Annotated in this window: 19 protein-coding genes and 1 pseudogene; 8 read left to right on the forward strand and 12 right to left on the reverse strand. The window is 60.0% G+C overall.

Features of this window, described 5'->3' with window-relative positions:
• Positions 1–116: 116 nt before the first annotated feature.
• Positions 117–602: a DUF523 domain-containing protein gene (locus ACQZ40_RS02945; RefSeq protein WP_448747363.1), complete on the forward strand. Its 486-nt coding sequence runs from the start codon at positions 117–119 to the stop codon at positions 600–602.
• 117 nt (positions 603–719) lie between these two features.
• Here ACQZ40_RS02945 and ACQZ40_RS02950 read toward each other — a convergent pair whose 3' ends face one another.
• The 3 genes from ACQZ40_RS02950 to purD form a co-directional block, all read right to left on the reverse strand.
• Positions 720–2543 carry a methyl-accepting chemotaxis protein gene (locus ACQZ40_RS02950; protein WP_065654401.1) on the reverse strand — a complete coding sequence of 608 codons (1824 nt, stop codon included), beginning with the start codon at positions 2541–2543 and terminating at the stop codon, positions 720–722.
• 326 nt (positions 2544–2869) lie between these two features.
• Positions 2870–3379 carry a plant virulence effector HPE1-like domain-containing protein gene (locus ACQZ40_RS02955; protein WP_065654400.1) on the reverse strand — a complete coding sequence of 170 codons (510 nt, stop codon included), beginning with the start codon at positions 3377–3379 and terminating at the stop codon, positions 2870–2872.
• Between the two features lie 157 nt (positions 3380–3536).
• Positions 3537–4808 carry a phosphoribosylamine--glycine ligase gene (gene purD, locus ACQZ40_RS02960; protein ID WP_448747364.1) on the reverse strand — a complete coding sequence of 424 codons (1272 nt, stop codon included), beginning with the start codon at positions 4806–4808 and terminating at the stop codon, positions 3537–3539.
• A 213-nt stretch (positions 4809–5021) separates the two neighbouring features.
• Between purD and ACQZ40_RS02965 the strand changes: the two genes are divergently transcribed.
• From ACQZ40_RS02965 to ubiA, 4 genes are all read left to right on the forward strand, one after another.
• On the forward strand, positions 5022–7340 hold the full coding sequence (locus tag ACQZ40_RS02965; RefSeq protein ID WP_142844002.1) for a Tex family protein: 2319 nt from the start codon (positions 5022–5024) through the stop codon (positions 7338–7340).
• Between the two features lie 168 nt (positions 7341–7508).
• Positions 7509–8765 carry an SAM-dependent methyltransferase gene (locus tag ACQZ40_RS02970; RefSeq protein ID WP_065654397.1) on the forward strand — a complete coding sequence of 419 codons (1257 nt, stop codon included), beginning with the start codon at positions 7509–7511 and terminating at the stop codon, positions 8763–8765.
• Between the two features lie 88 nt (positions 8766–8853).
• Positions 8854–9654, forward strand: coding sequence for a MipA/OmpV family protein (locus ACQZ40_RS02975; protein WP_174038820.1), 801 nt, complete (start codon positions 8854–8856; stop codon positions 9652–9654).
• A gap of 121 nt (positions 9655–9775) precedes the next feature.
• On the forward strand, positions 9776–10729 hold the full coding sequence (gene ubiA, locus ACQZ40_RS02980) for a 4-hydroxybenzoate octaprenyltransferase (protein ID WP_142844001.1): 954 nt from the start codon (positions 9776–9778) through the stop codon (positions 10727–10729).
• Positions 10730–10806: 77 nt separating this feature from the next.
• Here the strand turns inward: ubiA and ACQZ40_RS02985 are convergent, their stop codons facing one another.
• A complete protein-coding gene (locus ACQZ40_RS02985; protein ID WP_004432786.1) occupies positions 10807–11373 on the reverse strand; it encodes a DUF6101 family protein in 567 nt (188 codons plus the stop codon).
• 366 nt (positions 11374–11739) lie between these two features.
• On the opposite strand from ACQZ40_RS02985, the gene ACQZ40_RS02990 reads away from it, so the two are divergent.
• Positions 11740–14178, forward strand: coding sequence for a DUF1217 domain-containing protein (locus tag ACQZ40_RS02990; protein WP_065654395.1), 2439 nt, complete (start codon positions 11740–11742; stop codon positions 14176–14178).
• A gap of 107 nt (positions 14179–14285) precedes the next feature.
• Here the strand turns inward: ACQZ40_RS02990 and ACQZ40_RS02995 are convergent, their stop codons facing one another.
• Complete coding sequence (locus tag ACQZ40_RS02995; protein ID WP_448747365.1) at positions 14286–15236, reverse strand: LysR substrate-binding domain-containing protein; 951 nt, start codon at positions 15234–15236, stop codon at positions 14286–14288.
• Positions 15237–15439: 203 nt separating this feature from the next.
• Here ACQZ40_RS02995 and ACQZ40_RS03000 point away from each other — a divergent pair, with 203 nt between their 5' ends.
• Positions 15440–15733, forward strand: coding sequence for a DUF1127 domain-containing protein (locus ACQZ40_RS03000; protein ID WP_127756322.1), 294 nt, complete (start codon positions 15440–15442; stop codon positions 15731–15733).
• Between the two features lie 212 nt (positions 15734–15945).
• On the opposite strand, the gene ACQZ40_RS03005 is transcribed toward ACQZ40_RS03000, so the two are convergent.
• The 7 genes from ACQZ40_RS03005 to ACQZ40_RS03035 all read right to left on the reverse strand — a co-directional run bounded on the left by ACQZ40_RS03005 (position 15946) and on the right by ACQZ40_RS03035 (position 23567).
• Complete coding sequence (locus ACQZ40_RS03005; protein ID WP_004432797.1) at positions 15946–17319, reverse strand: glutamate--cysteine ligase; 1374 nt, start codon at positions 17317–17319, stop codon at positions 15946–15948.
• A gap of 118 nt (positions 17320–17437) precedes the next feature.
• Positions 17438–18175 carry a 16S rRNA (uracil(1498)-N(3))-methyltransferase gene (locus tag ACQZ40_RS03010; protein WP_448747366.1) on the reverse strand — a complete coding sequence of 246 codons (738 nt, stop codon included), beginning with the start codon at positions 18173–18175 and terminating at the stop codon, positions 17438–17440.
• Positions 18176–18192: 17 nt separating this feature from the next.
• Entirely contained in the window at positions 18193–19698 is a 1506-nt protein-coding gene (locus tag ACQZ40_RS03015; protein ID WP_448747367.1) for an inorganic phosphate transporter, read from the reverse strand.
• Between the two features lie 162 nt (positions 19699–19860).
• On the reverse strand, positions 19861–20301 hold the full coding sequence (locus tag ACQZ40_RS03020; protein ID WP_004432806.1) for an NUDIX hydrolase: 441 nt from the start codon (positions 20299–20301) through the stop codon (positions 19861–19863).
• Between the two features lie 299 nt (positions 20302–20600).
• Positions 20601–21347, reverse strand: coding sequence for an HAD-IIB family hydrolase (locus ACQZ40_RS03025; protein WP_448747368.1), 747 nt, complete (start codon positions 21345–21347; stop codon positions 20601–20603).
• A complete protein-coding gene (locus tag ACQZ40_RS03030; RefSeq protein ID WP_448747369.1) occupies positions 21344–22690 on the reverse strand; it encodes a glycosyltransferase family 4 protein in 1347 nt (448 codons plus the stop codon). The genes ACQZ40_RS03025 and ACQZ40_RS03030 overlap by 4 nt, the downstream gene beginning before the upstream one ends.
• Before the next feature lie 103 nt (positions 22691–22793).
• On the reverse strand, positions 22794–23567 hold the full coding sequence (locus ACQZ40_RS03035; protein WP_065654388.1) for a FadR/GntR family transcriptional regulator: 774 nt from the start codon (positions 23565–23567) through the stop codon (positions 22794–22796).
• A gap of 295 nt (positions 23568–23862) precedes the next feature.
• On the opposite strand from ACQZ40_RS03035, the pseudogene ACQZ40_RS03040 reads away from it, so the two are divergent.
• Positions 23863–25136 (forward strand): annotated as a pseudogene (locus tag ACQZ40_RS03040) (DUF3422 family protein).
• Positions 25137–25269 lie beyond the last annotated feature (133 nt).

A 25269-nucleotide genomic window follows, 5' to 3' on the forward strand; every position in this document is an offset into this window, starting at 1 on the left:
TTTTGCGGGGAGCCTTCCTCTTGCCGATCTCCCCCCTTGAGGGGGAGATGCCCGGTAGGGCAGAGGGGGGTATTTTCGGCTTCCACGCTTGCCGGGAGCGTTTTAGATTGATCGACATGACCCCCAAAATCCTCATCAGCGCCTGCCTCCTCGGCCAACCGGTCCGTTATGATGGCAGAGGCAAACCCTTCGCCCACCCGGCGATAGACCGCTGGCGGCAGGAGGGCAGGCTGGTTACGATCTGTCCGGAGATGGCGGGCGGTATGCCCGTGCCGCGGCCTCCGGCGGAAATCGAAAATGGTGCCTCCGGTCTCGATGTGCTGGAGGGCTGCGCCCGCGTGCTGGAAGTGACCGGTGGCGATGTCACGGCGCAATTTATCGCAGGTGCGGAAAGGGCGCTGGCCTTCGCCAGGGCCAATGGCTGCACATATGCGCTTCTGATTGACGGCAGCCCGTCCTGTGGGTCCGTTGCAATCTATGACGGTTCGTTCTCGGGCGTCAAACATGCGGGCAACGGGGTGACGGCGGCGCTGTTCGAAAAAGCCGGTATTGCCGTATTTTCACCTGCCGATATCGACCGGCTGGATGCGCTGACCCGTTAGAGTGTTTTGGAGCATTTCCGGACGCAAAACCGGGTTCAACTTTTCCTGGAAATGCTTGAAAAGAAAAGCGCCGGAGTTTCCCCCGGCGCCGTTGTTCATCGATGGCCCTGGGGCCTATCACCCCGCCATGCGCATCTGCTCTGCCATGCCATGAAGCTGGTGGCCGGAAGAGACGCGGAAGCCGCGGATGAGGTTCAGCAGTTCCTCGGTGTCCACGGCCAGCGCCTCCGCCGAAGCCGTGGTTTCTTCCGCCATCGCCGCATTGTGCTGGGTGGCGACATCCAGCTGGTTGAGCGACGAGGAGATCGAGCGCAGCGTCGTATCCTGTTCGGCGGCCGAATGGGCGATCTTGCTGACGATCTCGTTTGCCGATTTGATCTGATCCGAGATGCGTTTCAGCGCATCGCCGGCCTCGCCGACAAGGCGTACGCCGTTTTCCACCTGGGCGGAAGAACGGGCGATCTGGTCCTTGATCTCCTTGGCGGCGGCGGCGGATTTCTGCGCCAGTTCGCGCACTTCCTGCGCCACCACGGCAAAGCCCTTGCCGGCCTCACCGGCACGTGCCGCTTCCACACCGGCATTCAGTGCCAGAAGGTTGGTCTGGAAGGCAATGTCGTCGATCACGCCGATGATGTTGGAAATCTGGTCGGATGACTGTTCGATGCCGCTCATCGCGGTGATCGCCTCTTCCACTACCCGGTCGCTGCGGATGGCTTCGGAGCTGACGGTGGTGACGCGCTTGGCGGCGTCGGCCGCCCCTTCCGCCGTCTGGCGCACCGCAACCGTCAATTCATCGAGAGCGGCCGAGGTTTCTTCCAGATTGGCCGCCTGCCGTTCGGTGCGCTGCGAAAGCTCGTTGGAGGCCTTGCGGATTTCTTCCTTGGAGCCGCCGATGTCGATGCTCTTGGAATTCACCTTGGCCATGGCGGCGTCGAGATGGATCAGAGCCTCGTTGAAATTGTCGCGCAGCGCCGCATAACGATTGCCGAGATCGCCGCAGCGCACGGTCAGATCGCCGCCGGCGAGCTTCTCCAGTGCCTCGCCGATGGTGGTGACGACACGCGCCTGCAATTCCGCCTCGTCACGCTGCATGTCGAGATTGTTCTGGCGCTCCGCATTGAGCTGCCGCTGCTGTTCTTCCTCACGGCGCTGCATGGCATGGCGCTCGCGCACCTTGTCCTGCAGCGAGGCGGTGGCCTTTGCCATCATGCCGACCTCGTTGGTCAGGCCGGTATGGGGAATGGCGAGCGAGACGTTTTCATTGGCCACTTCACCGAGCGCACGGTGAATATCGCCAAGCGGCTTCGAAATGCCACGGATGACGTAGAAGGCTGCGGCAAGCGCCAGCACGAAGATCAGCGCGCCTATCGACAGCGCCTTCATCACATCGCCGCGAACCTGCGCGTTCAGATCATCGATATAAACGCCGGTCACGACCACCACCTGCCAGGGCTCAAAGGCAAGGGCATAGGAGCTCTTGGCGTAGTCATTGCCTTCCATGCCGGGCTTCGGACCGTAAAAATCCGTCTGGCCGCCGCCATTGCGGCCAAGCCGCACCAGCTCGTCGCGATAGGCGAAACCCTTGCTGTCCGGCTTGCCCTTGAAGCTTTCGCCGACGCGCTTGGCATCGGGATGGAACTTCATCGTCACGTCGTAGTCGTAACCGAACAGATAGCCGTCCGGCGTGAAGCGCATGGCGCTGACGGTGGCGTAAGCCTGTTTCATGGCCTCGTCGCGCGAAAGCGTTCCGGCCCTTTCCTTGTCGTGGAAGGATTGCAGGATGGAGATCGCCGATTGCACCTGCGTCCGCAGCATGCCGTAGCGTTCCTCATAGATCGCATCGGTGGCGGATTTCAGCTGGTAAAACGTCGCCACGGCGAAGGCGGCCATCAGGGCCACCACGAGAACGATCAACTGACGGGAAATGGAAAGGTTCTTCATGGGCGCTCACAAGCGTTTGGGATCGCGCGCCTGAAAACGCCGCGCGGTACCGATGTTTCGGAGAAGGGAGAGGCGCATGATGCGCGATAAAAGGGCCCAAAAGCGCGAGTCCGCGCCGTGGCCTCATCCTGTGCTGCATCGCACTATAGACGCACTTAGCGGCTAAAAATTTGAATAAATATTTAATTAGCGAAAGATTTATCAGGCCCGACAGGTAGAATATGCGGGAGAAAAAGCAATATTCCCCGCATGGTTGCGGCGCCATTTCGGGAATGCAGCGATGACGCGATTATTTGACCTTCGTCATGAAAGACGTCATCGGCCGGTCAATTGCCGCGCAATTGGAAATCCGGGAACTGGGGGGCGGCGATCACCGAGGCGCTGGCCGGTTCGGCTGCGTTTTCGGTGGAAATTTCCTTGACGGCTGCCGTGGTCGTCGTCACGTCGATACCGGCCGATGTCGAAACCGTCTCAGCGGGATGTGCCACGGGTTCTGCGTCGTCATAGGTCGCGATGGCCGTGCTCGGGGTTTCCGCCATCCATGCCGGATTGGTGCTGACGAAGGTAACGGGCGCGCCGCCAAGCCAGGCTTCGGTGCGCAGCAGGGTGCGCTTGCCGTCGACTTCGCGCATTTCCGTGTGCTGCGTGCCCGGCTCAATGGAGGGAACGGCGTAACCCTGCGCCACGGCTTTGCCCTTCATGGGCTTGCAGCCCGCGCAATCGCGACGAATGAAGCTGCCGTTGGCCACATGCACGCCGTTTATATATTCGATGGAAGACGCCATCGCCGACCCGCCGGTCAGCGCGACAATCGCTGTCAGAAAAAGACGACGCATCGAAAAACCCCCGAAATGACGGCGCGGCCTCGTGATCGAGACGCAATGCGCCCTTCAATGTTCCGGCGAGTATTACCGATGTTTCGTTTCCATCGGGTCAGCAAACTTGGTAAAAATTGAACGAAATATTCGCGCTCAATCCCGTTTGCCTTAAGGATCAGGCTTTTTCGCGGGCGACGGCCTGCCAGCCGATATCGCGGCGGCAGAAGCCGTTTTCCCACTCCACCTTGTCGGCCAACGCATAGGCGCGGGACTGCGCTTCCGTGACGGTCTTTCCAAGGGCGGTAACGTTCAGCACGCGTCCGCCCGTCGCCACCAGCCCGCCGTCCTTCAGCGCGGTTCCGGCATGGAACACCTTCGCCTCTTCGCTGGCCTCGGGAATATGGGCGATCGGCGTGTTCTTGTTGTAAGCGCCGGGATAACCCTTCGAAGCGAGAACGACGGTCAGCGCCGCATCGTCGCGCCATTCCGCCTCAACCTTGTCCAGCGTGCCGGTGGCGGTGGCGTAGAGGATCGGCAGCAGATCGCTTTTCAGGCGCATCATCAGCACCTGGCATTCGGGATCGCCGAAACGCACATTGTATTCGATAAGTTCCGGGCCCTTGGCGGTAATCATCAACCCGGCGAAGAACACGCCGGAGAAGGGGTTGCCATCCTTGGCCATGCCCGAGATCGTCGGCTCGATGATCTCCTTCATGGTGCGCTCCACCATGGCCGGTGTCATCACAGGAGCGGGGGAATAGGCACCCATGCCGCCGGTATTCGGGCCGGTATCGCCATCGCCGACGCGCTTGTGATCCTGCGCGGTGGCGAGCGCCAGCGCGGTCTTGCCGTCGGAAAGGCAGAAGAAGCTTGCTTCTTCGCCATCGAGAAAGGCCTCCACCACCACTTCGGCGCCGGCCGCGCCGAAAGCGCCGTCGAAACAGTCGTCAATCGCGGCAAGCGCTTCCGCTTCCGTCATGGCCACGGTCACGCCCTTGCCGGCGGCAAGCCCGTCCGCCTTGATGACGATGGGAGCGCCCTGTTGACGAACATAATCCTTGGCCGGTGCAGAGGTCTTGAAGCGCTGGTAAGCGCCGGTCGGAATATCGTAGCGCGCGCAGAGATCCTTGGTGAAGCCCTTGGAGCCTTCCAGCTGGGCGGCGGCTTTCGAGGGGCCGAAGGTGGCGATGCCGGCGGCGCGCAGGTCATCCGCAAGACCCGCAACCAGCGGCGCTTCCGGACCGACGACGACGAAGTCGATTGCCTTTTCCTTGGCAAAGGCGATGACGGCCGCATGGTCTTCCACATCAAGCGCCACCAGTGTCGCATGGTCGGCAATGCCGGGATTGCCGGGAGCGGCATAAAGCTCATCGAGCAGGGGAGACTGGGCGATTTTCCACGCCAGCGCATGTTCGCGTCCGCCGGAACCGATCAACAGAACTTTCATGGTCAATATCCCTGCAAATTCGCCAGTAACCTTGTGTCAGGGGCGTTAAGGGCAGGGGGGCGAAAGGTCAAGGAGAAAGCGCCGCAAATACCCGTCTTTCCCTTGAAGGCCGCCTTTCCTGTGGAATCGTTGCCGCCTCTTGTTGTCACGCCACAATCAGACATTATGTTCGCCGCTCCAGACGTGAAAGCAGAGAACCCCCAAGAGTCCCCTATGACCGCAGACAATGCCCGCCTCGCCTCGCTCATCGCCACCGAAATCAACGCCCGCCCCGATCAGGTAAAGGCGGCGGTGGCGCTGCTGGACGAGGGTGCAACCGTTCCCTTCATCGCCCGTTACCGCAAGGAAGTGACGGGAGGGCTGGACGACACCCAGCTTCGCACGCTTTCGGAACGTCTTGTCTATCTGCGCGAACTTAATGCGCGCCGCGCCTCCATCGTCGATTCCATCACCGGCCAGGGCAAGATGACCGATGAACTGATGGTCAAGATCATGCAGGCGGGCACCAAGGCGGAGCTGGAAGACCTTTACCTGCCCTATAAGCCGAAGCGCCGCACCCGTGCCGAAATCGCCCGCGAACGCGGTCTCGGCCCGCTGGCGGAAGCCATCTGGGAGAACCGCGCCGCCGATCCGGCGAAACTGGCGGAAGCTTATGTTCAGGGTGAGGTGGCCGATGTGAAGGCGGCACTGGAGGGCGCGCGCGACATCGTGGCGGAAACCATGACGGAAAATGCCGATCTGCTCGGCCGCCTGCGCGATTACATGCGCCAGAACGCCACCTTCCGCGCCAAAGTCGTGGATGGCAAGCAGGCGGCGGGTGAGAAATTCTCCGACTATTTCGATCATTTCGAGCGCTGGGCGACGGTGCCGGGCCACCGGGCGCTGGCCATGCTGCGCGGCTGGAACGAGGAAGTGCTGACGCTGACAATCGATGTCGATGCGGACGATCCCTCACCGGTCAAACCCGCACAGCGTACCATCGCCGCCGCCTTCGATATCCGCAATGCCGGCCCCGCCGATCAATGGCTGATGGAAGTGGCTGGCTGGACCTGGCGGGTGAAGCTTTCCATGTCGCTCTCGCTCGATCTGATGCGCGAATTGCGCGAGCGCGCGGAAGAAGAGGCGATCCATGTTTTCGCCCGCAATCTCAAGGATCTGCTGCTGGCAGCCCCCGCCGGCTCCCGCGCCACCATGGGGCTCGATCCGGGCATCCGCACCGGCGTCAAGGTGGCTGTGGTGGATGGCACCGGCAAGCTTCTGGACACCACGACGGTTTATCCCTTCCCGCCGAAGAACGACGTGCGCGGCACGCAGGCGGAACTTGCTGTCCTCATCCGCAAGCACAATGTCGAACTGATCGCCATCGGCAATGGCACCGGCAGCCGCGAGACGGAAAAGCTGGTCGCCGATCTTCTGGCGCAGATGCCCGCTTCGGGCGCGAAGCCCACCAAGGTCATCGTCTCGGAGGCGGGCGCTTCGGTCTATTCCGCTTCGGAACGGGCGGCGGCCGAATTTCCCAATCTCGATGTTTCGCTGCGCGGCGCCGTCTCCATCGCCCGCCGCCTTCAGGATCCGCTGGCGGAACTGGTGAAGATCGAGCCGAAATCCATCGGTGTCGGCCAGTACCAGCACGATGTCGATCAGGGCCGTCTCAGCCGTTCGCTCGATGCAGTCGTGGAAGATGCGGTGAACGCTGTCGGCGTCGATCTCAATACGGCCTCTTCGCCGCTTCTGGCGCGGGTGTCTGGTCTTGGCAGCTCGATTGCCGATGCCATCGTCGCCCATCGCGACCAGACCGGCCCCTTCGCCAGCCGTAAGGAACTGCTGAAGGTGCCGCGTCTCGGCCAGCGCACCTTCGAGCAATGCGCCGGCTTCCTGCGCATCCCGAACGGCAAGGAGCCGCTGGATGCTTCCTCGGTTCACCCGGAAGCCTATGGTGTGGCGAAAAAGATCGTCGCCGCCTGCGGCCGCGATCTGCGCTCGCTGATGGGCGACAGCGCCGCGTTGAAGGCGCTCGATCCGAAGAAGTTCATCGACGAGCAATTCGGCCTGCCGACGGTAAAAGACATCATCGCCGAACTGGAAAAGCCCGGCCGCGACCCGCGCCCGAGCTTCAAGACCGCGACCTTCGCCGAGGGTGTGGACGAGATCACCGATCTGAAACCGGGCATGCTTCTGGAAGGCACCGTCACCAATGTCGCCGCCTTCGGCGCTTTCGTGGATATCGGCGTACATCAGGACGGGCTGGTGCATGTCTCGCAACTCGCCGACCGTTTCGTGAAAGACCCGCATGAGGTCGTGAAGGCGGGCGATGTGGTCAAGGTGCGGGTCGTGGAAGTGGATGTGAAGCGCAAGCGCATCGGTCTCACCATGCGCAAGGATGGCGGCGAGGCAGCGCCGCAGCCGATGCGCGAGAAGGGCAATGCCAGCGCCATGCGGCACGCGACATCCAAGCCGAAAGAGCGCAACGAGGGGTCGCAAACCGGTGGTGCGCTTGCCGCCGCTCTGGCTGAAGCCATGAAGCGACGCTGACCTGCGGTTGAAATGATTTTTTACCCAAAAGCCTCGCCGCACACCCCGGCGGGGCTTTTTGCTTGATGAAATCGTTCAATTTTTTTGAAATAAGACTATCTTGAAACTTGTGCCGAAAGGAATACGGTCAGCGAAATTGATAAGTGAGACTTAGCAATTGGGGGTGCCATGGCGTCGTCTCTGCATGTTCTTCTCGAAAAGATAATCAAGACCGGTGATCTCACCGTCAACAGCCCGGGCGGCAGCCGCACATTCGGCAACGGCGCGGGAAAAAAGGTGGTTCTGAACTTCACCGACGAAGCCGCCATGCAGGAGATCGCCGCCGATCCGGCGCTGAAGCTCGCTGAAATGTACATGGAAGGTCGGGCGAAGGTCGCGGAAGGCGACATCTACGATTTCCTTGCACTGGTGAAGGGCAATACGCTGAGTGAGGCGCTGTCCTTCGGCATGATTTGGCGCGGCATGGCGCGCATCATCGCCGCCCGCATCAAGATGCATCTGCCGGTCAACCACAACAAGAGCAACGTCGCCCATCATTACGATCTGAGCGCCAAGCTGTTCGATCTCTTCCTCGATGAGGACTGGCAATATTCCTGCGCCTATTTCAATCCGCCCGGCATCAGCCTCTATGAAGCGCAGGTCGCGAAAAAACGGCACATAGCCGCCAAGCTGATGACCGAGCCGGGCCAGAGCGTGCTGGAAATCGGCTCCGGCTGGGGCGGCATGGCGATGTATATTGCCGAAAGCGCCGGTGCGGATGTGACCGGCATTACGCTCAGCGAAGAACAGCTGCGCGTTTCCCGCGACCGCGCCGCCAAACGGGGCCTTGCGGCAAATGTCCGTTTCGAATTGCAGGATTACCGCTACCTGCCGGCTTCGAAAAAATACGATCGCATCGTCTCCGTCGGCATGTTCGAACATGTCGGGCCGACCCATTATCGCGATTATTTCGACAAGGTGGCGGAGGTGCTCGACGACAAGGGCGTGATGGTGCTGCATTCCATCGGCCAGCCCTATCCGGCGCTGGCGACCAACCCCTTCATCGAAAAATATATTTTCCCCGGCGGGTATATTCCCTCGCTTGCCGAGGTGCTGCCGGCCATCGAAAAATCGCGGCTGCTGGTGAAGGATATCGAAATCCTGCCCATGCATTACGCCCATACGCTTCGCCACTGGCGGGAGCGTTTCGTGGCGCGCAGGGCGGAAGCGGTAGCGCTTTATGACGAACGCTTCTTCCGCATGTGGGAATTTTATCTGGCGGGGTCGGAAATGGCCTTTACCCATGAAAATTTCCACATTTTCCAGATCCAGATCGCCAAGGATCGCGATGCCGTGCCGCATAGTCGCGACTACATTGCGCAGAACGAAGCGAAGCTGCTGGAATTCGAGAAGACGCGCACGCCGCTGGAGAAGGTGACGTTCTGACGAGGGCCTAGTGACGGTTAATGGAATGGAAAGACAATCCCTCTAATTCTACGGACACCTGTCTGTATTGCGTTTCTGGGGTTCTTTCATGTTCAAGCCATCAGCGGCATTCGCTGCCTGTGTCCTGTCGCTTTTTGCCGTGGGCAATGCCCATGCCGAAGGCTGGTTTTCCGGCGACTGGTATCTGAAGCTCGGCGGCGCGGGTTTTACCGCGCCGAAATATCAGGGCGACAACAAGAATGAATTCGGCTTTTCGCCCATCATTTCGCTCGGCCGCCAGGGCCAGGGCGCGCGTTTCACCTCGCGTAACGACAGCGCCTCGATTTCGCTTCTGGACAATGGCCCGATTAGCATGGGTCTTGCCGGAAAGCTGGTATCCCCGCGTGACGAGGGCGACTCGTCCGATCTGAAGGGCATGACCCGCATCAAGCGCGGCGGCGAGCTTGGCGGTTTCGCCGAGGCCTATCCGACCGACTGGCTGCGCGTTCGCGGCGAAGTCCGTCAGGGCATTCGCAGCCATAGCGGCGTGGTCGGCGATGTTGCCGTCGATGCCTTCACCGATATCGCCCCCGGCATCCAGATTTCCGCCGGTCCGCGCGCCACATGGGTAAGCAGCAAATACAATGAGCGTTATTACGGCGTAAGCGCCGCGCAGACGGCTGCCGGCGCGCCATCGCCCTATAGCCCCGGCGGCGGCCTGCATTCCGCCGGCATCGGCGCCGCGATCACTTGGAAAGTCACCGAGAACGCCGAAGTCGGCTCGTTTGCGGAATATCGCCGCCTGACCGGTGACGCCGCCGATAGTTCGCTGGTGCGCGAGCGCGGCTCGAAGAACCAGTTCATCATCGGCGTTCAGGCGAGCTACAAGTTCAATTTCTCGCTGCCCTGATAAATAGCGGCGATATCGTCCTGCAAAGCCCCGTCACGAAACCGCTGCGGGGCTTTTCCGCGTGTGCGGCCAGCTGTTGAAATCCATTCCGATTTTCCCGCCGATGCTGTAGAACCATTCCATGGTTCACCACAGCGATTTGTCAGATCGCGTCTCCGACGCGCCATCCAATAATTGGGTCTATCGGATTTTGCCGAGGCCCCTCTGGCCCTATGCGCAACTGGCCCGGTGGGATCGCCCCATCGGCTGGCAATTGCTGATGTGGCCATGTTTCTGGTCCGCAGCCCTTGCGGCAAATGTCGCGATGGCGAGCGGCGGCTTTTCCTGGGCGACGCTGATCTGGCATCTGTTGCTGTTCTTCATCGGATCGGTGGCGATGCGCGGCGCGGGCTGCACCTATAATGATCTGGCCGACCACAAGATCGACATGGCCGTGGCGCGCACCCGTTCGCGGCCGCTGCCTTCCGGCCGCGTGAGCCGGTCGCAGGCCAAGCTCTTCATCGTCCTGCAGGCGCTTGCGGGGCTTGTCGTGCTCCTGCAGTTCAACAGTTTCGCAATCGCCACCGGCATATTCTCGCTGATCTTCGTGGCGATCTATCCCTTCGCCAAGCGCTTCACCAACTGGCCGCAATTTTTCCTCGGCCTTGCCTTTTCCTGGGGTGCGCCGATGGGCTGGGCGGGACAGTTCGGATCGATCGCCTGGCCGGCTGTCCTGCTTTATGTCGGCTCCATCGCCTGGACGATCGGTTATGATACAATCTACGCCCATCAGGACAAGGAAGACGACACCGCCGTGGGCATCGGTTCAACCGCCCTGCTGTTTGGCGAGAATACACATCGCTGGCTGGTTTTCCTTTATGGCACAGCCCTTGTCATGATGTTCCTGTCGTTCTGGATCGCGGGGGTTAACGTCATTGCCTATAGCGGCCTTGCCGCTGCGGCCATCATGCTGTTCCGGCAGGTCTGGGTGCTTAATATCGACGACGTCGATCAGTGCCTCGTGCTGTTCAAATCCAACAATCGCGTCGGCGTGCTGATTTTCGCGGGCCTCATCCTGCCGCTCCTGCTGGCGTAAGCCTGTGAAAACACGAAATGAAAAAGCCCGGCCGCGTCATCCGCGCCGGGCTTTTTGATTTGTCTGGCTGAAGATTATCAGCTGCGGGCGATGATTTCCTTGCCCTCGATCTTCATGCTCATGCCCAGCGAACCGGTGGAGCGGCGAACGAGGAAGCGCGGGCGGCGTTCCGCGAAATAGGAATGGCGGCGGCGCGGGCGGGTATTCTGGGTGCGCACCTTGCCGAGATGTTCTTCCAGCGGACGGGCGACGCCATCGGCTTCCACCATCAGCATGGGAATACGGTAGGCCTCGGACCAGCTGCGCCAGTCGGCGGCGATATCGCAGAGATCGTGGGCGACGAGAAGCGGAACGCAGAGATCCGGATCGTCATGGTGCAGCTCCAGCGTCACCGTTACCTGTCCGTCGCCATGGTCGATGGCGCGGGCGGCGACGCCCTTGAAGGCGCGGGCTGGCAAAGCGAAGGACAGAGGCAGGCCGGAAGAGGACAGAACCTTTCTCAGAACGGCGCCCCGTTCATCGAGGGTGACGGCGACATCGCTCGCGCCGTTGCCTTTTCCATAAGTGACCTGTTGCGGAAAACGTGCCGGGTCGAGTCTGAGAGTGGCGACGGCCCAGTCGGGCTTCAGAACGGTCTTGGTCATGTTTATTCTACCCTTGTTTTACCTGAGAGCCGGTTTCCGGTCTTCTCATCGGGACTTTTCGTCCTCTGATGTCGGGAGAATATCCGCCGCCTGTTCGAGACTGCTTAAAAATCGCGGTTAAGAAAACTTTGCATTCCCAAATGGTTAGCAAAACACACTGTGGCATGGTTTCGCTTAGGTAAAAGAGATCGGGACAATGCGGTTTTTATCCCGGCGGAAATTGTGCTCTTTCAAGCTCCGGGCAAGGCGTCTCCCGCATAGTCAGGCAAAGGCTTGCCGTGCGTCCCGATGGAGGCGCGATGGGTGGATTGAAAACCGGAGCATTCGGCGTCTGAAGCGACGCGCGGGTCTCCAAGGGGCATTCGGATGGTATCGACTTATCTCAGCTACGACCTGATCAACCGCGATATGAAGGCAAGCCTGTCGCGCGTGTCGCAGCAGGGGCTCATCGAGCGGCAGACGACATATTACAAGGAAAACATCGGCAATGTGAAAAGCGTCGATGAGTTCCTCGACAATTACCAGCTCTATTCCTATGCCATGGATGCCTTTGGTCTCGGCGAGATGACCTATGCCAAGGCCTTCATGAAAAAGGTGCTGGAAAGCGATCTGAACGACCAGAACAGCTTCGCCAACAAGCTCACCGATGAGCGGTATCGGGAATTTGCCGCAGCCTTCAACTTCACCACATCGACGAAGACCGTTCAGACGGAAGCGCAGCTCGACAAGATGATCGGGCTTTACGATACGTCGATAACCGATCTCGATGACAGCCTTGCGGAAGAGACCCGTTATTACAAGGCGATCGTCGGCACGGTGACCAATGTCGACCAGCTGCTGCGCAACGACCGCACCCGCGCCTATATCTTTCAGGTCTTCGGCATCGATGAGAAGACCTATTCCTATGCCCATATCAAGGGATTGATGACGAGCGACATCAACGATCCCGACAGCTACATCAACCAGAAATACGGCGCGGCCTATAATGACGCGGTCGAAAAACTGACGATGAAGGGCAATATCGAACTGCACGCGCAGGTCACCGCCCGGATTACCGCAATCGACACCGAACTCGCTGGCACCGGTTTGACGGCCGAGGAGCGCACGGCGCTGGAGGCGGAAAAGGTGACGCGCCAGGACCAGCTGACCCAGCTCGAGGCGGTGTTGCCGCCGCAGGATGAGTGGGAAGCGAAGCTCGCCGCCATCAAGGCCGAGCAGACGACGCTCACCAGCACCGTGACGCAATATAACAAGATGGCGCAGCTCGCCACCGCCTTCGAATTCAAGAACGACGGCACGGTCACCGCCGGTCAAGCGCAGACGGCAGATAATCTCAAGGCCCTGACGGATGCCTATATCGGCAGCGCCCCGCGCGTGACGCCGACCGTCGCCACGCTGAACCGGGATTATTTCGAATCGAAGATCGGTTCGATCAAGACCGTAACGGAACTGACCTCGGATACCCGGCTTCTCAACTATATCAGGACCGCCTTCGACCTGAACGACCTCACAGTCGTCACGGCAACGATCCAGAATATCCTGACCAGCGATCTCAGCGATCCGAGCAACTACATCGCGACCGTCGGCAAGAACGACAAGCGTTATATTGCCTTGAGAAATGCCTTCAATTTCCAGACCGACGGAACGCTGGCAGCCGGCACGACACCACAGACGACGGCACAGACCGCGACCACCACCAGCGGTTATATGACCTATTATAACGACAAGGATGACGCCGCCGACGAGAAGGCGCTGAAGCTGTTCAAGAGCGATATAGCCAGCGTCACATCCGTCAAGGATTTCATCGACAGCAGCGCGGTCTATACCTATGCGCTGAAAGCCGTCGGCCTCGATCCGGCCAAGGTGAATTCTGCCGATATTCGCAAGGTGCTCACCAGCGATCTGCAGGATAAAAAGAGCTTCGTCTACACGCTGAAAGACGAGCGTTATGTCAAGCTGGCGGAGCTGTTCAATTTCGCCTCCGATGGCAGCGTCGGAACACCGGTTCTGGCGCAGTCGGAAATCGAGATGCAGACCATGTCGGCCGACTACATCAAGAAAAAATCGGCTTTCGGCACGGAAAAGGACAAGGAAACGGCGAAGAAGGAATCGGAATATTTCACGGCCGAGATGCAGAAGATCAAGACGCTCAAGGAATTCCTGAGCGATGATCGCCTGACGAAATTCGCGATGGAATCGCTCGGCATCGATCCCGAAAGCGTGACGAAGGAACAGCTCGAAAAGGCCTTCACCTCGAAGCTCGATGACAAGGACAGTTACGTCAACAAGGAGATGGATCCGGTCTTCCGCCGCCTCGTCACCGCCTTCAACTTCAATACCGACGGTACGCTTCTTCACGAGGATCGCAGCCTGATCCAGACGCGGCGCGGCCTTTACGAGACGCTGGACAATTATCTCACCCAGACGCTGGAAACGCAGGCGGGCGAAGAAAATGCCGGCGTGCGCCTGGCGCTCTATTTCCAGCGCATGGCGGCCGGAACGACGTCCTATTACTCGATCCTCGCCGACACGGCGCTCCAGAGCTTCATCAACACCACTTTCGGGATTCCGGACGAACTCGCCAATGCCGAGGTCGATACGCAGGTGACGATGATGAAGAAATATTTCGACATCGAGGATTTTCAGGATCCGGAAAAGGTCAAGAAGCTGGTCGCCCGTTTCACCATCATGTACGACAATCAGCAGAACACCACCGATCCGATCATGACGCTCTTCAACGGCAGCGGTTCGGTGGGCATCAGCGCCGATACGCTGCTGGCGGTTGCCACGCTGCGGGCGCGGTAACAGAGAAAGCGCGGGCGAGCGACGGGAGGATCGGCTTTAGCCGGCTTGCGGCTGATGACAAAGCCTCCCGCATACGCGACGTCATCCCCGGGATTTGTGCTATCCTCTTACCACCCCGGCAGCATGTGCCCGGCGCGCAGGCGCGGCATCTTGGGGTAGGTCTTCACATCGCTGTCCATTTCGTCGGCAACGCTCATCGGCGAGATATTGTCGAGGCAGGCAGTGATGTGGTCGGTGATGGCGTTCACCAGCGAAGGGGAGAGGCCCGGCCGTTTCATCAGGCCGATCTGCACCGTCGGCAGGGGCGGGAAACCGTCCGCGGCGGTCAGAACCTTCATGCCGGTGCGCAGCGCCGATTCCGGCAGCACCGAGACGGCCATGCCCGCCAGCACGGCGGCGGCGACGACGGTGGAAGACCAGCTCGTGAACAGGACCTGATAGTCCCGCCCATCGGCATCGAGCGCCGAACAGGCAAGCTGGCGCCAGTGGCAATCGCGCCGCCCGACGGCGAGCGGCACGGGTGCATCGTCCTTCAGCGGATGGTTGGCGGAAGCGACCCAGCAGAGCGGTTCGGTGCGCACCACATCCGAGGAGCGCGCGCGCGGATTATGGGTGACGAGCGCGATATCCAGCTCGCCGCGCGCCATTTTTTCGGCAAGGCTGACCGAAGGTTCGCAGACGATATAAAGCTCGACATTGGGATGGGTCTTGGCGAAGCGCCCGATGATCTCCGGCATGTAGCGGTCGGCATAGTCATCGGGCGTGCCGATGCGCAGCGTGCCTTCCAGCCGGTTGTCGTCGAAGGCGGCAATCGCCTCATTATTGAGGCGGATGATGCGGCGGGCGTAATTCATCAGTTTTTCGCCCTCCGCCGTCAGGCGGTTGCCACGCCCGTCCTTGGCGAAAAGCTGCTTGCCGATCCGTTCTTCCAGCCGTCGCATCTGCATGGAAACGGCGGATTGCGTCTTGAAAACGCGGTCTGCGGCCTTGGTGAAGCTGCCCGTATCGACGATGGCGATGAAGGTATGCAGCTGGTCTATGTCGAGAGGTGCGGACATGGATGGCCATCCATCAGAATGATTGATGCCTCACATTAGAAACATTCGTTGGACTGATCAATAGTCTTGCGACATTTTGACACCCAGCAAATCAATATCAACCCCGGGCTGGCGAAACGTCAGGCCCCCAACCCGAGGCAGCTTCTCGCGCGTGGTGCGCCGGGGGCGGTGCCGCATCGTGCCGTTACGAAAGGATAAGTGTCATGCGCACGGCAGAACGGAGAATGGAACTGGAACTCGCAACCTCGCGGCAGAACGATACGCTTCGTCGTGTCGCTGTCCTCTTTGCTTTCCGCGTCAAAACGTTCTTGCAGCGCATCTACAATCGTATCGTGGCCAATGGCCTCACGGAACTCGATGACCGCCTTCTGGCCGATATCGGTCTGGCGCGCTCGGATGTGAGGGATGCGCTCAATACCGGCCTGCTCGAGGATCCGACCGCCCATCTGACCCGCGCCGCACGCAACCGCGCGGTGACCCGGTTCAAGACCGTTTAAAGCATTTCCAGGAAAGGCGGGCCCCGGTTTTCCGTCCGTAAATGCGCCAAAACGTTCCAGAATGTTCGGGCAATTCCGGCAGACCTCCAGCCGCCGTAATTGCTTTCGAACGGAAAAGTTTTCCCCGCAGGGTGATTTGCCAATAGCCCTGCCTTTGCCCGGTGTCAGGCCCCTCGGCCGCGCCGGGCTTTTTTAATGGCGTCGCAATTTTCTCAATACTGATATTCTTCGAATACCGGCAGCACGGAGCCGCCCCAGCGACCGTTGTAAAGCGCAAGCAGGTCTTCGGCGAGCGTGGTCTTCTTGGCAAGAACTTCATCCAGCGACGACAGGAACACGGTTTCGTCCTGGCCTTCGCCGTTCAGGCGCTTGCGGTTTTTCAGGCCGGTACGGGAAATGTCGAGCACCTCGCGGGCGAGACCGAGAAGCGGCTTGCCGGCGATCTCGGCGGAAAGACCCTTGGCCGGAACGGCATCGCGAAGGGCGATGACCTCGTCGAAGCTCCAGCCGGCGGTCAGCGCATCGGCAGCGGTCAGCGCCTCGTCATCGTAGAGAAGGCCGACCCAGAAAGCGGGAAGGGCGCAGATGCGTCTCCACGGGCCGCCATCCGCACCGCGCATTTCCAGAAAGCGCTTCAGGCGCACATCCGGGAACAGGGTGGAAAGATGGTTCGTCCAGTCACCCATGGTCGGCTGCCAGTCGGCGATTTCACCCTTCAGCGCACCGTTCATGAACTGGCGGAAAGTGACATGGGTGCAATCATGATATTTGCCGTCGCGCACGATGAAATACATCGGCACGTCGAGCGCCCATTCCACATAGTCCTTGAAGCCGAAGTCATCGCTGAAGGTGAAGGGCAGCACTCCCGAGCGGCGATTGTCGGTGTCGCGCCAGATATCGCCGCGCCAGGAAAGAAGACCGTTCGGCTTGCCTTCGGTGAAGGGCGAGGAGGCGAAAAGCGCTGTTGCCAGCGATTGCAGCTTCATGGAAACGCGCATCTTCCGGCGCATGTCCGCTTCGGAGGAAAAATCGAGATTAACCTGAATGGTGCAGGTGCGGTACATCATGTCGAGACCCTTGGTCCCGACTTTCGGCATATAGCGCGTCATGATCGCGTAACGCGATTTCGGCATGCGTGGCGTTTCGTCATAGCTCCACAGCGGGCTGCCGCCGATGCCGAGGAAACGGATGCCCATCGGCTCGGCCACTTCGCGCAGTGTCGCCAGATGCTGGTTGGATTCCTTGCAGGTCTGGTGCAGGTTTTCGAGCGGCGCGCCCGACAGCTCGAACTGGCCGCCCGGCTCGATGGAAATGGCGCCCATGCCGTGCTGCTCGCCAAGGCCGATGATGTTTCCGCCGTCCATGATCGGCTCCCAGCCGAGCTTTTCCTGCATGCCCTTCAAAAGTGCTGAAATGCTGGCTTCGCCGAAATAGGGAACGGGACTGTTATCCTCGCGGAAAAACGCGAATTTTTCATGTTCGGTGCCGATGCGGAAGTCGGCTTCAGCTTTGCAACCGCCCGCCAGATAATCTGTAAGCTCCGTGACGGAGGAGAGGGGGGTCTGGTCGGTCGTGTCGCGTGCCATGGCTTACCTTGTTATGACGTCTCTGTTGCGGCGAGGCATATGATTGGCAGATAGGGCCGGATCGTATCCGGAGGCAAATGAATTTCTTTTAAAGATGCATGAAGCGCAATGGGGCCATTCAATTCCAGTCGCCGATCGCCGCCTGAATGACCGCGAGCGCAGCGACGGCGGCCGTATCGGCCCTCAGGATACGCGGCCCCAGCGGAATGGGGGTAACGAAGGCAAGGCCGCGCAGAAGCTCCCTTTCTTCCTCGGAAAATCCGCCTTCCGGGCCGACCAGCAGGGCAAGTTTGCGCTCCGTGACGGCTTGCAGGATCGGCAGCGGATTTTGCCCCGCATCGCCTTCGTCGCAATAGATGATGCGCCGGTCGTGGGGCCAGGTCTCGAGTATATCCCTCAGTTTCACCGGCTCGGCCACCTCGGGCAGGGACAGTATGCCGCACTGCTCGGCGGCTTCGATGGCGTTGGCGCGCAGTTTTTCGGTATTGTGGATCTTGCCCTGAACATGCTGCGTCATCACCGGCTGCAACAGGCCGGCGCCCATCTCCACCGCCTTCTGCACCAGATAATCCATGCGCCCGACTTTCAGCGGCGCGAAAAGATAATGCAGGTCCGGGGCGTTCGGCTGGGGCCGTGTCTGCTCGAGGGGGACGAGCACGATCTTCTTGCGGCTCGGAAAGGCAAGTTTCGCTTTCCATTCGCCATCGCGACCGTTGAACAGCAGGATTTCCGCACCGTCGGTCATGCGCAGCACATTGGCGAGATAATTGAACTGTTCGCCCGTCGCCTCCTGCGCGACGCCTTCGGCAAGGCTGGCTTCGATATACAGGCGTTGCATCCGGAAATTGGCGCGCATGGGATTCTGTTTCTGGTTCAGAGAAAGAGGGACGACATGAGCCAGTAAAGCAGCGCCGCAAGCGCTGCACTGGAAGGAACGGTGACCAGCCAGGCGGCGATGATCGTCATGAAGTGGGAGCGGCGGACGAGATAACGGCGGCGTATCTCGGAAGGATTGTCGGCATATCTTTCGGACCGGCGGGGCCTGCCGTCACCAGCCTGAACGAGCTCCTGCCGTCGCCGCGACGATTGCGTGTACCATTCGCGGAAGAAACCCACTCCAAACACCGCGCCGATTGCCGTGTGGGTGGTGCTGACCGGCAGGCCGAAGCGTGAGGCAACGAGCACGGTGAGCGCCGTGGCCACGGAAACGCAGAAGGCGCGCATCGGATTGAGCTTGGTGATCTGCTCGCCGACGAGACGGATGAGGCGCGGGCCATAAAGAAGAATACCGCAGGAAAGCCCGAAGGCACCGACCAGCATTACCCACATCGGTGCGCGGGCGGATGTGCTCACCGCCTCGTCATGCAGGGCCCGCACGATGGCAACAACGGGCCCGATGGCATTCGAAACGTCGTTCGCCCCATGGGCGAAGGACATCAGGCCGGCGGCGAGAACCAGCGGCCACTGGAACAGGATTCGAAGCGACTGGTTGCGGTTTTCCAATCCTTCCGATTGTTTGCGGATGATCGGCACGCAGAGCCGCCAGACCACGAACCCGGTCACCAGCCCTGTGAGGCTGGCATGGCCAAGCGACACATGCATGAGCTGCCGCAATCCGACCCAGATGAGATAGGCCATAAAGACGCCCGCCATCAAACCGATGAGAACCGGAACCCACAGTCGGGCGGAGGTGAGCTTGTCCTCGCGGTAAATGATGAATTCCTTGATGAAAGCAAGGATGGCGACGGCGATGATGGCGCTGATGAAGGGCGCCACAACCCATGCGAAGGCAATGCTGCCGAGCGAAATCCAGTCGACCGCCTTCGCCCCATAGGCGGCCATTCCCGCGCCCGCAACCCCGCCCACCACCGTATGGGTGGTGGAAATCGGCGCCTTGGTCCATGTCGAGATATTGACGAGAAGGCCGGCGGCGAGAAGCGCCGACAGCATCGCCCATGAAAAGGCGGTCCTGTCGGGAATTGTCTCGATGTTGATGATGCCGCTGGAAATGGTCTCGACGACGTTGCCGCCGGTGATCAGTGCGCCGGCGATCTCGCAGATGGCGGCGATGATGAGGGCGGCGGCAAGCGGCATAGCTTTGGCCCCAACCGCCGGGCCGACATTGTTCGTGACGTCATTCGCGCCGATATTGATAGCCATATAGGCGCCGATGGCGACGGCGGCGATGATGATGACCGAACCCGCGGTGCCGGTGACGAAGACGCCGGCGAAGATGGCCGCCAGGACAACGAACATGAACCCCGCGCCAAGGCCGGCAAGCTGCTGCGTGACATGCAGCGTCGCCTCTTCGACACGGGTAATCTTGTCGAGATCCTTGTCGAGCGTCGGTTTCATATTCGATGGCGGCTTGATTGCCATTCAGACCTCGTTTGCCAGCATTCCCTTTCGTCCGGCAGTGTCGCAGGTTGAAGGCAATTTTACAGAAAGACTGTTACATCTCGCACATCTTTCCAAAAGGAAAGACGATAAAAGCCATGTTGGAAAAACAAACCGCACATTGCCACGTTCGAGGCGGGCGCGCTATTTCGAATGCGTCATCCGCTTGTCGAAAGCGAGCATCAGCGCTTTCAATTCCGGCTCGTTGACGCGTTTTCCCGCTTCCTGGGGGCTGACCCATTCCAGACGTCTGGATTGTTTTTCGGGAAAACTTTCCTGCATCTCAGAAACTTCGAGCAGATGCACCTGAACCCTGCATGGTACGTTGACGCCGCTGTTCAGCTTTTTCTCGTATTCGTAATAACCGAAGGGGGCCTTTTCCACCGTGCCTTTGACACCGGCTTCCTCATAAGCTTCCTGCTCGGCCACCGCATGGGCCTTCTTGTTGGCCATGGGCCAGCCCTTGGGAATGACCCAGCGTCCCGTATCCCGGCTGGTCAGCAGCAACACTTCCGGCTCCGGATTCTTCTTGGACAATCGATAGCACAGCGCTGCATATTGCTGTCGCGGCGGTCTGCGCAACATCAAGCCAACATCTGTCGCCAATCGATTCAAAATTTTCAATCCGGATTGATCCTTTTTTGCCGGGTAGTGATAATTGCTAATATAGATGTGCCGTAAGTTCCGCCAATCCCCTTTCGCCCATAACCCACTACTGTCTTCACGCTGATGAAGCCTGCGGGCAAAGATGAGCATGGTAGATATGCGAACAAAGCTGCGACCGGGTGGTTCCCCGGCCGGACAGCCGATGCGGTAATACCCTCTCCGCCCGCCTTCAAGCATACGGATTGCAAAGCCGCTATGAATTGTAGCCGGGGCTGTTTTTAGTCCGGGGTTAATCCCCAGTGCCGGAGGCCTTCGACCACGCCGTCCGCCTCCTTCGCAGCCGAGTGAAAGAAGCGCGTATCATGATATGTCAGCGAGACGAGCTCCGGCAGGGCATTGCCCACGATCACGCCGCGAATATTCTTTAGCTCAAACATCGCCCTGTCATTGCCAGTATCGCCTGCAACCACTGATTCGTCGAGGCCGATCTGTAGTTGTCCACATAGCCATGTCAGCGCGGCACCCTTATTGGCGGCTTTCGGCAAGACGTCGAGGTCGCGGTCGCTGGAATAGACGATACGGGCATCGATATCGGCCGCCGCAAGCGCGGCCTCAATCTCTTCGAGCGCGGCGTCATCGGCGTCATGCAGGAACCAGCTCGATTTCAAGCCGTGCTGGTAACGCTCTTCCTGCATCGTCACACCGGGAATTCCGGCCATGACCTCGGCAATCTTCTGGGGGTCGAAACCGGTGCCGAGGGACTGTGTATAGGCGTTTGCCAACTCGCCTCGCTCTTTCGCGTGCAGCATGGTGCCGACCCCGCCGATGATGTAGTCGGGCTGCGGCAGCGGCACCTCTTCGATGAGCGCAATCTGGTCGTCGATCAGTCTGCCGCTGTTGAAAACCAGAAGAGGACGTTGACCCTCCGGCAACGAATACCAGAAATCGCGGAACCGGCGCGTGGCGTTGTTATCGCCGACGACGGTTCCGTCGAGATCGGTGGAAAAAAGGCGAAGCGGTCTCAATCGCCGTCGTTCCATGGTTCGGCCCAATCGGCCTCTTCCAGAACCGGCATCATGGTCCTGCCTTCCACAAGGGCGAGAAGCTGCTGGGCAATGCCGGTCCATGTGAACAGGCTGCGCGCCTTGTGCGCCCCCATGCGGGAAAGCCGCCCGTAAAGCCGCTCATGCTTGAACGGCTTCATCATGGTGATGCCGAGGTCTTCCTTGTCGAAAGGATCGGCGAACAGCGCATGGCGGCCATAACTGACGGCCCGGAACAACCCGCCATGAATGGTAACGACGGTGGGTGTGCCGCTCGCCATCGCTTCGATAGCCGTCATGCCGAAAGGTTCATAACGGCTGGAAAGCACGAAAAGATCGGCGGCGCGATAGATGTCCGGCAGGTCTTCATCCGCGACATAACCGGAAAAGGCCACTTTATCCTCTAGGCCGAGCACTTTCACCCGCTCCTTCAACTGGTTGAGGATCGTGGTTTCCTGCTCGTCCATATTCTCGCCGCCGACCGCCAGATGCAGCCGGGCTTCCGGTTCGCGTTCGGCAAGCACGGAAAAACCGTCGATCAGCAGGTCATAACCCTTGTTGGTCGCAAGGCGTCCGAGCGCCAGCACCGTCTTGCCCTCGAAACCGAAACGCTGCCGGATCATCTGCCGCGTCGCATCGGAAACAGGGAAGAAACGGTTATCGTCATAACCCGGCGGGATCATGTGGATGTGCTTGCGCTTCAGACCGTAATCCTCGATCAGAACGTCGAGCTGCACCGGCGTCGTGGCAATCACCATATCGCAGCTCCGATAGATGATCAGCTCGTGCTGGATACGTTCCCTGAAGTTGAATTCCAGTTCGAACGTATCGGCCTTTTCCGGATAGTCGGTTTCCATCTGGCGCTTTTTCCAGATGCCGAGCGAATGCGGCGTGTGCAAATGTGGGATTTTCAGCGCTTCGGAAAGCCGCTGGCCGGCGACGCCCGCATCCCAATAATGGCTGTTGATGAAAGAATACTTCAGGTCGTTTTTCTTGATGAAGCGCAGCGCGTTTTCGCACCACTCCATCAGGTGACGGTGCAGATATTCCTTGGGAATGAAATCGCGCCCGCCGCAGGGAATGCGCACCACGCGGACGCGCTCATCGACATCATCGAATTCCGGCTGGTCTTCGAAGCGGCGGGTGTAAAGATCGACAGTATAACCGAGCTGGCCGAGTTTGCGTGCAAGCTCAAGCACATAAACCACCTGTCCACCGGTGTCCGCAGCGCCCAGCGGCGGGTGCGCGGCGACATAGCCATGCGTCGATATGAGAGCTATCCGCGGATAGCGTTCAGTTTCGCTCGTGGTCGTCATGGGTCCCATCTTGGTAAATTTTTCCAATTAACCCGATAAAAAGACCAAAGAGCACAAAAGGTTCCATCAAAATCTGAAAAAACCGGGTGCCGCATTTCGCCGGATGGCGTTTTCAGGGGCTGCGCTGCTGTTGCCTCAGGCGCGAAATCCGGTCCCATTCCCGCGCCTGATGTGCCTTGGATGTCGTCTCCACGATGAAGTCGATATGGGCCTCCGCCGCCGCTCTTGCCGCAGCCGCATCGCCGGCGGCAATCGCATCGTGGATGGCGATATGTTGCCTCAGCACCTCGTCATGGGCGCCGGCGACGGTGAAGATGAGATGGCGATTGTAGAAGATGTCGTCGCTTAGAAGCCGGTAGCAGGAGCGTAACGTATGCATCAGCACGATATTATGCGCCGCCTCGCCAATGGCGTTGTGAAATTCCACATCGCCCGCAAGCTCTTCTTCGAAACGGCCCGCCTCATGCGCTTCCCGCATTCTGTCCACGATGGCGGCAAGGTTGCGCCTGTCCGGCTCCGTCGCCCGCTGCGCGGCAAGTTCGGCGGTCATCCCTTCGATATAGCGGCGATATTCGAGGAAATCCCGCGTCGCCCGACTGTGGCGGGTAATCAGCGCGCTCAATGGATCGGAAAAGACCGGGCCGACAATATCGGCAACATAGGTGCCGCCGCCATGCCGGCTGGTAAGGAGGCCACGGGTCTCAAGCTCCTTCAGCGCTTCCCGCAGGATCGGCCGCGAGACATCGAGGCGTTGCGCCAGTTCGCGCTCGCCGGGCAGCCTGTCGCCATCGCGCAATATGCCGTCGAGGATCAGTTCCTCGAAACGTAGGATCACCTCCTGCGATGTGCGGCTGTGCTCGATGCGCGCAAAAAGCGTTTCGTCCATCGCAGAAGTCTCCGGCGAAATCCCGCCCCGTATTTCGATAGGGGCAAATTATCAGCCAAGCATCGTACTGGTCAAATATTCTATCCAGTTACACGCCTCGGCCGTGCCATGCCTGCGGCAACACGGCATCTGCCTTTTCGAATTGGCTTTTGTTAAAGCAGCGGCAGGGCAAGGGCGACGATGGCGGATTTTTCCGCCAGGTGGATCAAAACAATAACAGCGGCTTCGATTGCGATGTTTTCATCGCGATCAATGTTTTAATAAAACCGGCGCAACAGGCGGGGACGATATCGCAATGGCCAAGGGTAGATTTGCTTTCGCAAGCGCGCCGGAAAGATCGCTGGCGCTCGGGGAGGTTCATGCGCGACCGACGGTGCTTCTCGCACCCTCGCGCATCATCGTCCAGCTTGCCTTCATGATGGATGGTGGTTCGGCCGTGCATCACTCGGTCATCGCGGAAATGTCGCGCAGCCGCGGTGTCGCGCCACCGGAGCGCGATGCCCGCCACCATGCCATGCCGTGGGGGCAGGGGACCTTGCGCTGGGAGCGGCATACCGAATTCTCGACCTGGTTCTGGGATGGCCCGGCGCCGGAAAAATTCGGCGGCGAGATTGCCGGCGATCCCTTCGGCGACGGCTTTTCGCCGCCCGGCTCGCTGATCTCGGGCGTGCGGCTGGAAATCCGCCCGGAAAATGGCGTGGCGTCTGAGGCGGAGACGATCTTCGAGCCGACCAGCCTCTGTCACAGCGACGTGCGCGACGGTCAGGCGGCGATCCTCACCGATTTCCGGCAGGATCGCGACGGGCTGACACAGATATTGGTGATCGACCGGGGCTTGAGCGATTACAGCCGCGGCGCGCTGGTGCAGCGGCTGTTGGATATCGAGACATATCGCACCCTTGCCATGCTCGGCCTGCCGATGGCGCAGACGCTCTCGCCGGAAATCCGCCGTATCGAAGATGGCCTGACGGGTATCACCCAGCGCATGAAAAACGGCGCGCGCGACGAGGCCGATGCGCTGCTGGCGGAAATGACCCGGCTTGCGGCCGAACTGGAAGCCAATGCCGCGCTCAGCCTCTATCGTTTCGGCGCCAGCCGCGCCTATGACGGCATCGTGCGCGAACGTTTCGGGCGCTTGCGGAAACCCCGGTGCAGGGCCACGAGACCATGGGCAGCTTTCTGGAACGGCGCATGGCGCCCGCCATGCGCACCTGTCAGTCGGTGGAGGAGCGGCAGGCCAACCTGTCGCGCAAGCTCTATCGCGCCACGGCGCTCGTCCGAAGCTGGATCGACGTGGAGCTGGAACGGCAGAATACGGTGTTGCTCAACACCATGAACAAGCGCGCCGCCATGCAGCTTCGCCTGCAGCAGACGGTCGAAGGCCTCTCGGTCGCCGCCATTTCCTATTATGTCGTCGGTCTGATCGGTTATCTCACCAAGGCGATCAGCCATGATGTGCTGCCGCTCGACCCCGCCGTCGTCACCGGCATCTCCGTTCCTTTCGCGGTTCTCGGCGTCTGGTGGGTGGTGCGCCGCATCCGCCGCTCCCATGCCGAGGGCGGGCACTGAGGGCCAAGTTTCCCTCATCCCTGTGACAAGCACAGGGATGAGCGACTGTCTTTGATGTCAAGCGTTTTGCCATGGTTTGTTGTCTCTGATGATGGCGTTGAGCATTGTCAGAAGCTTTCGCATGGTTGCGACG

The organism is Agrobacterium sp. 16-172Ci (genome assembly GCF_053522725.1).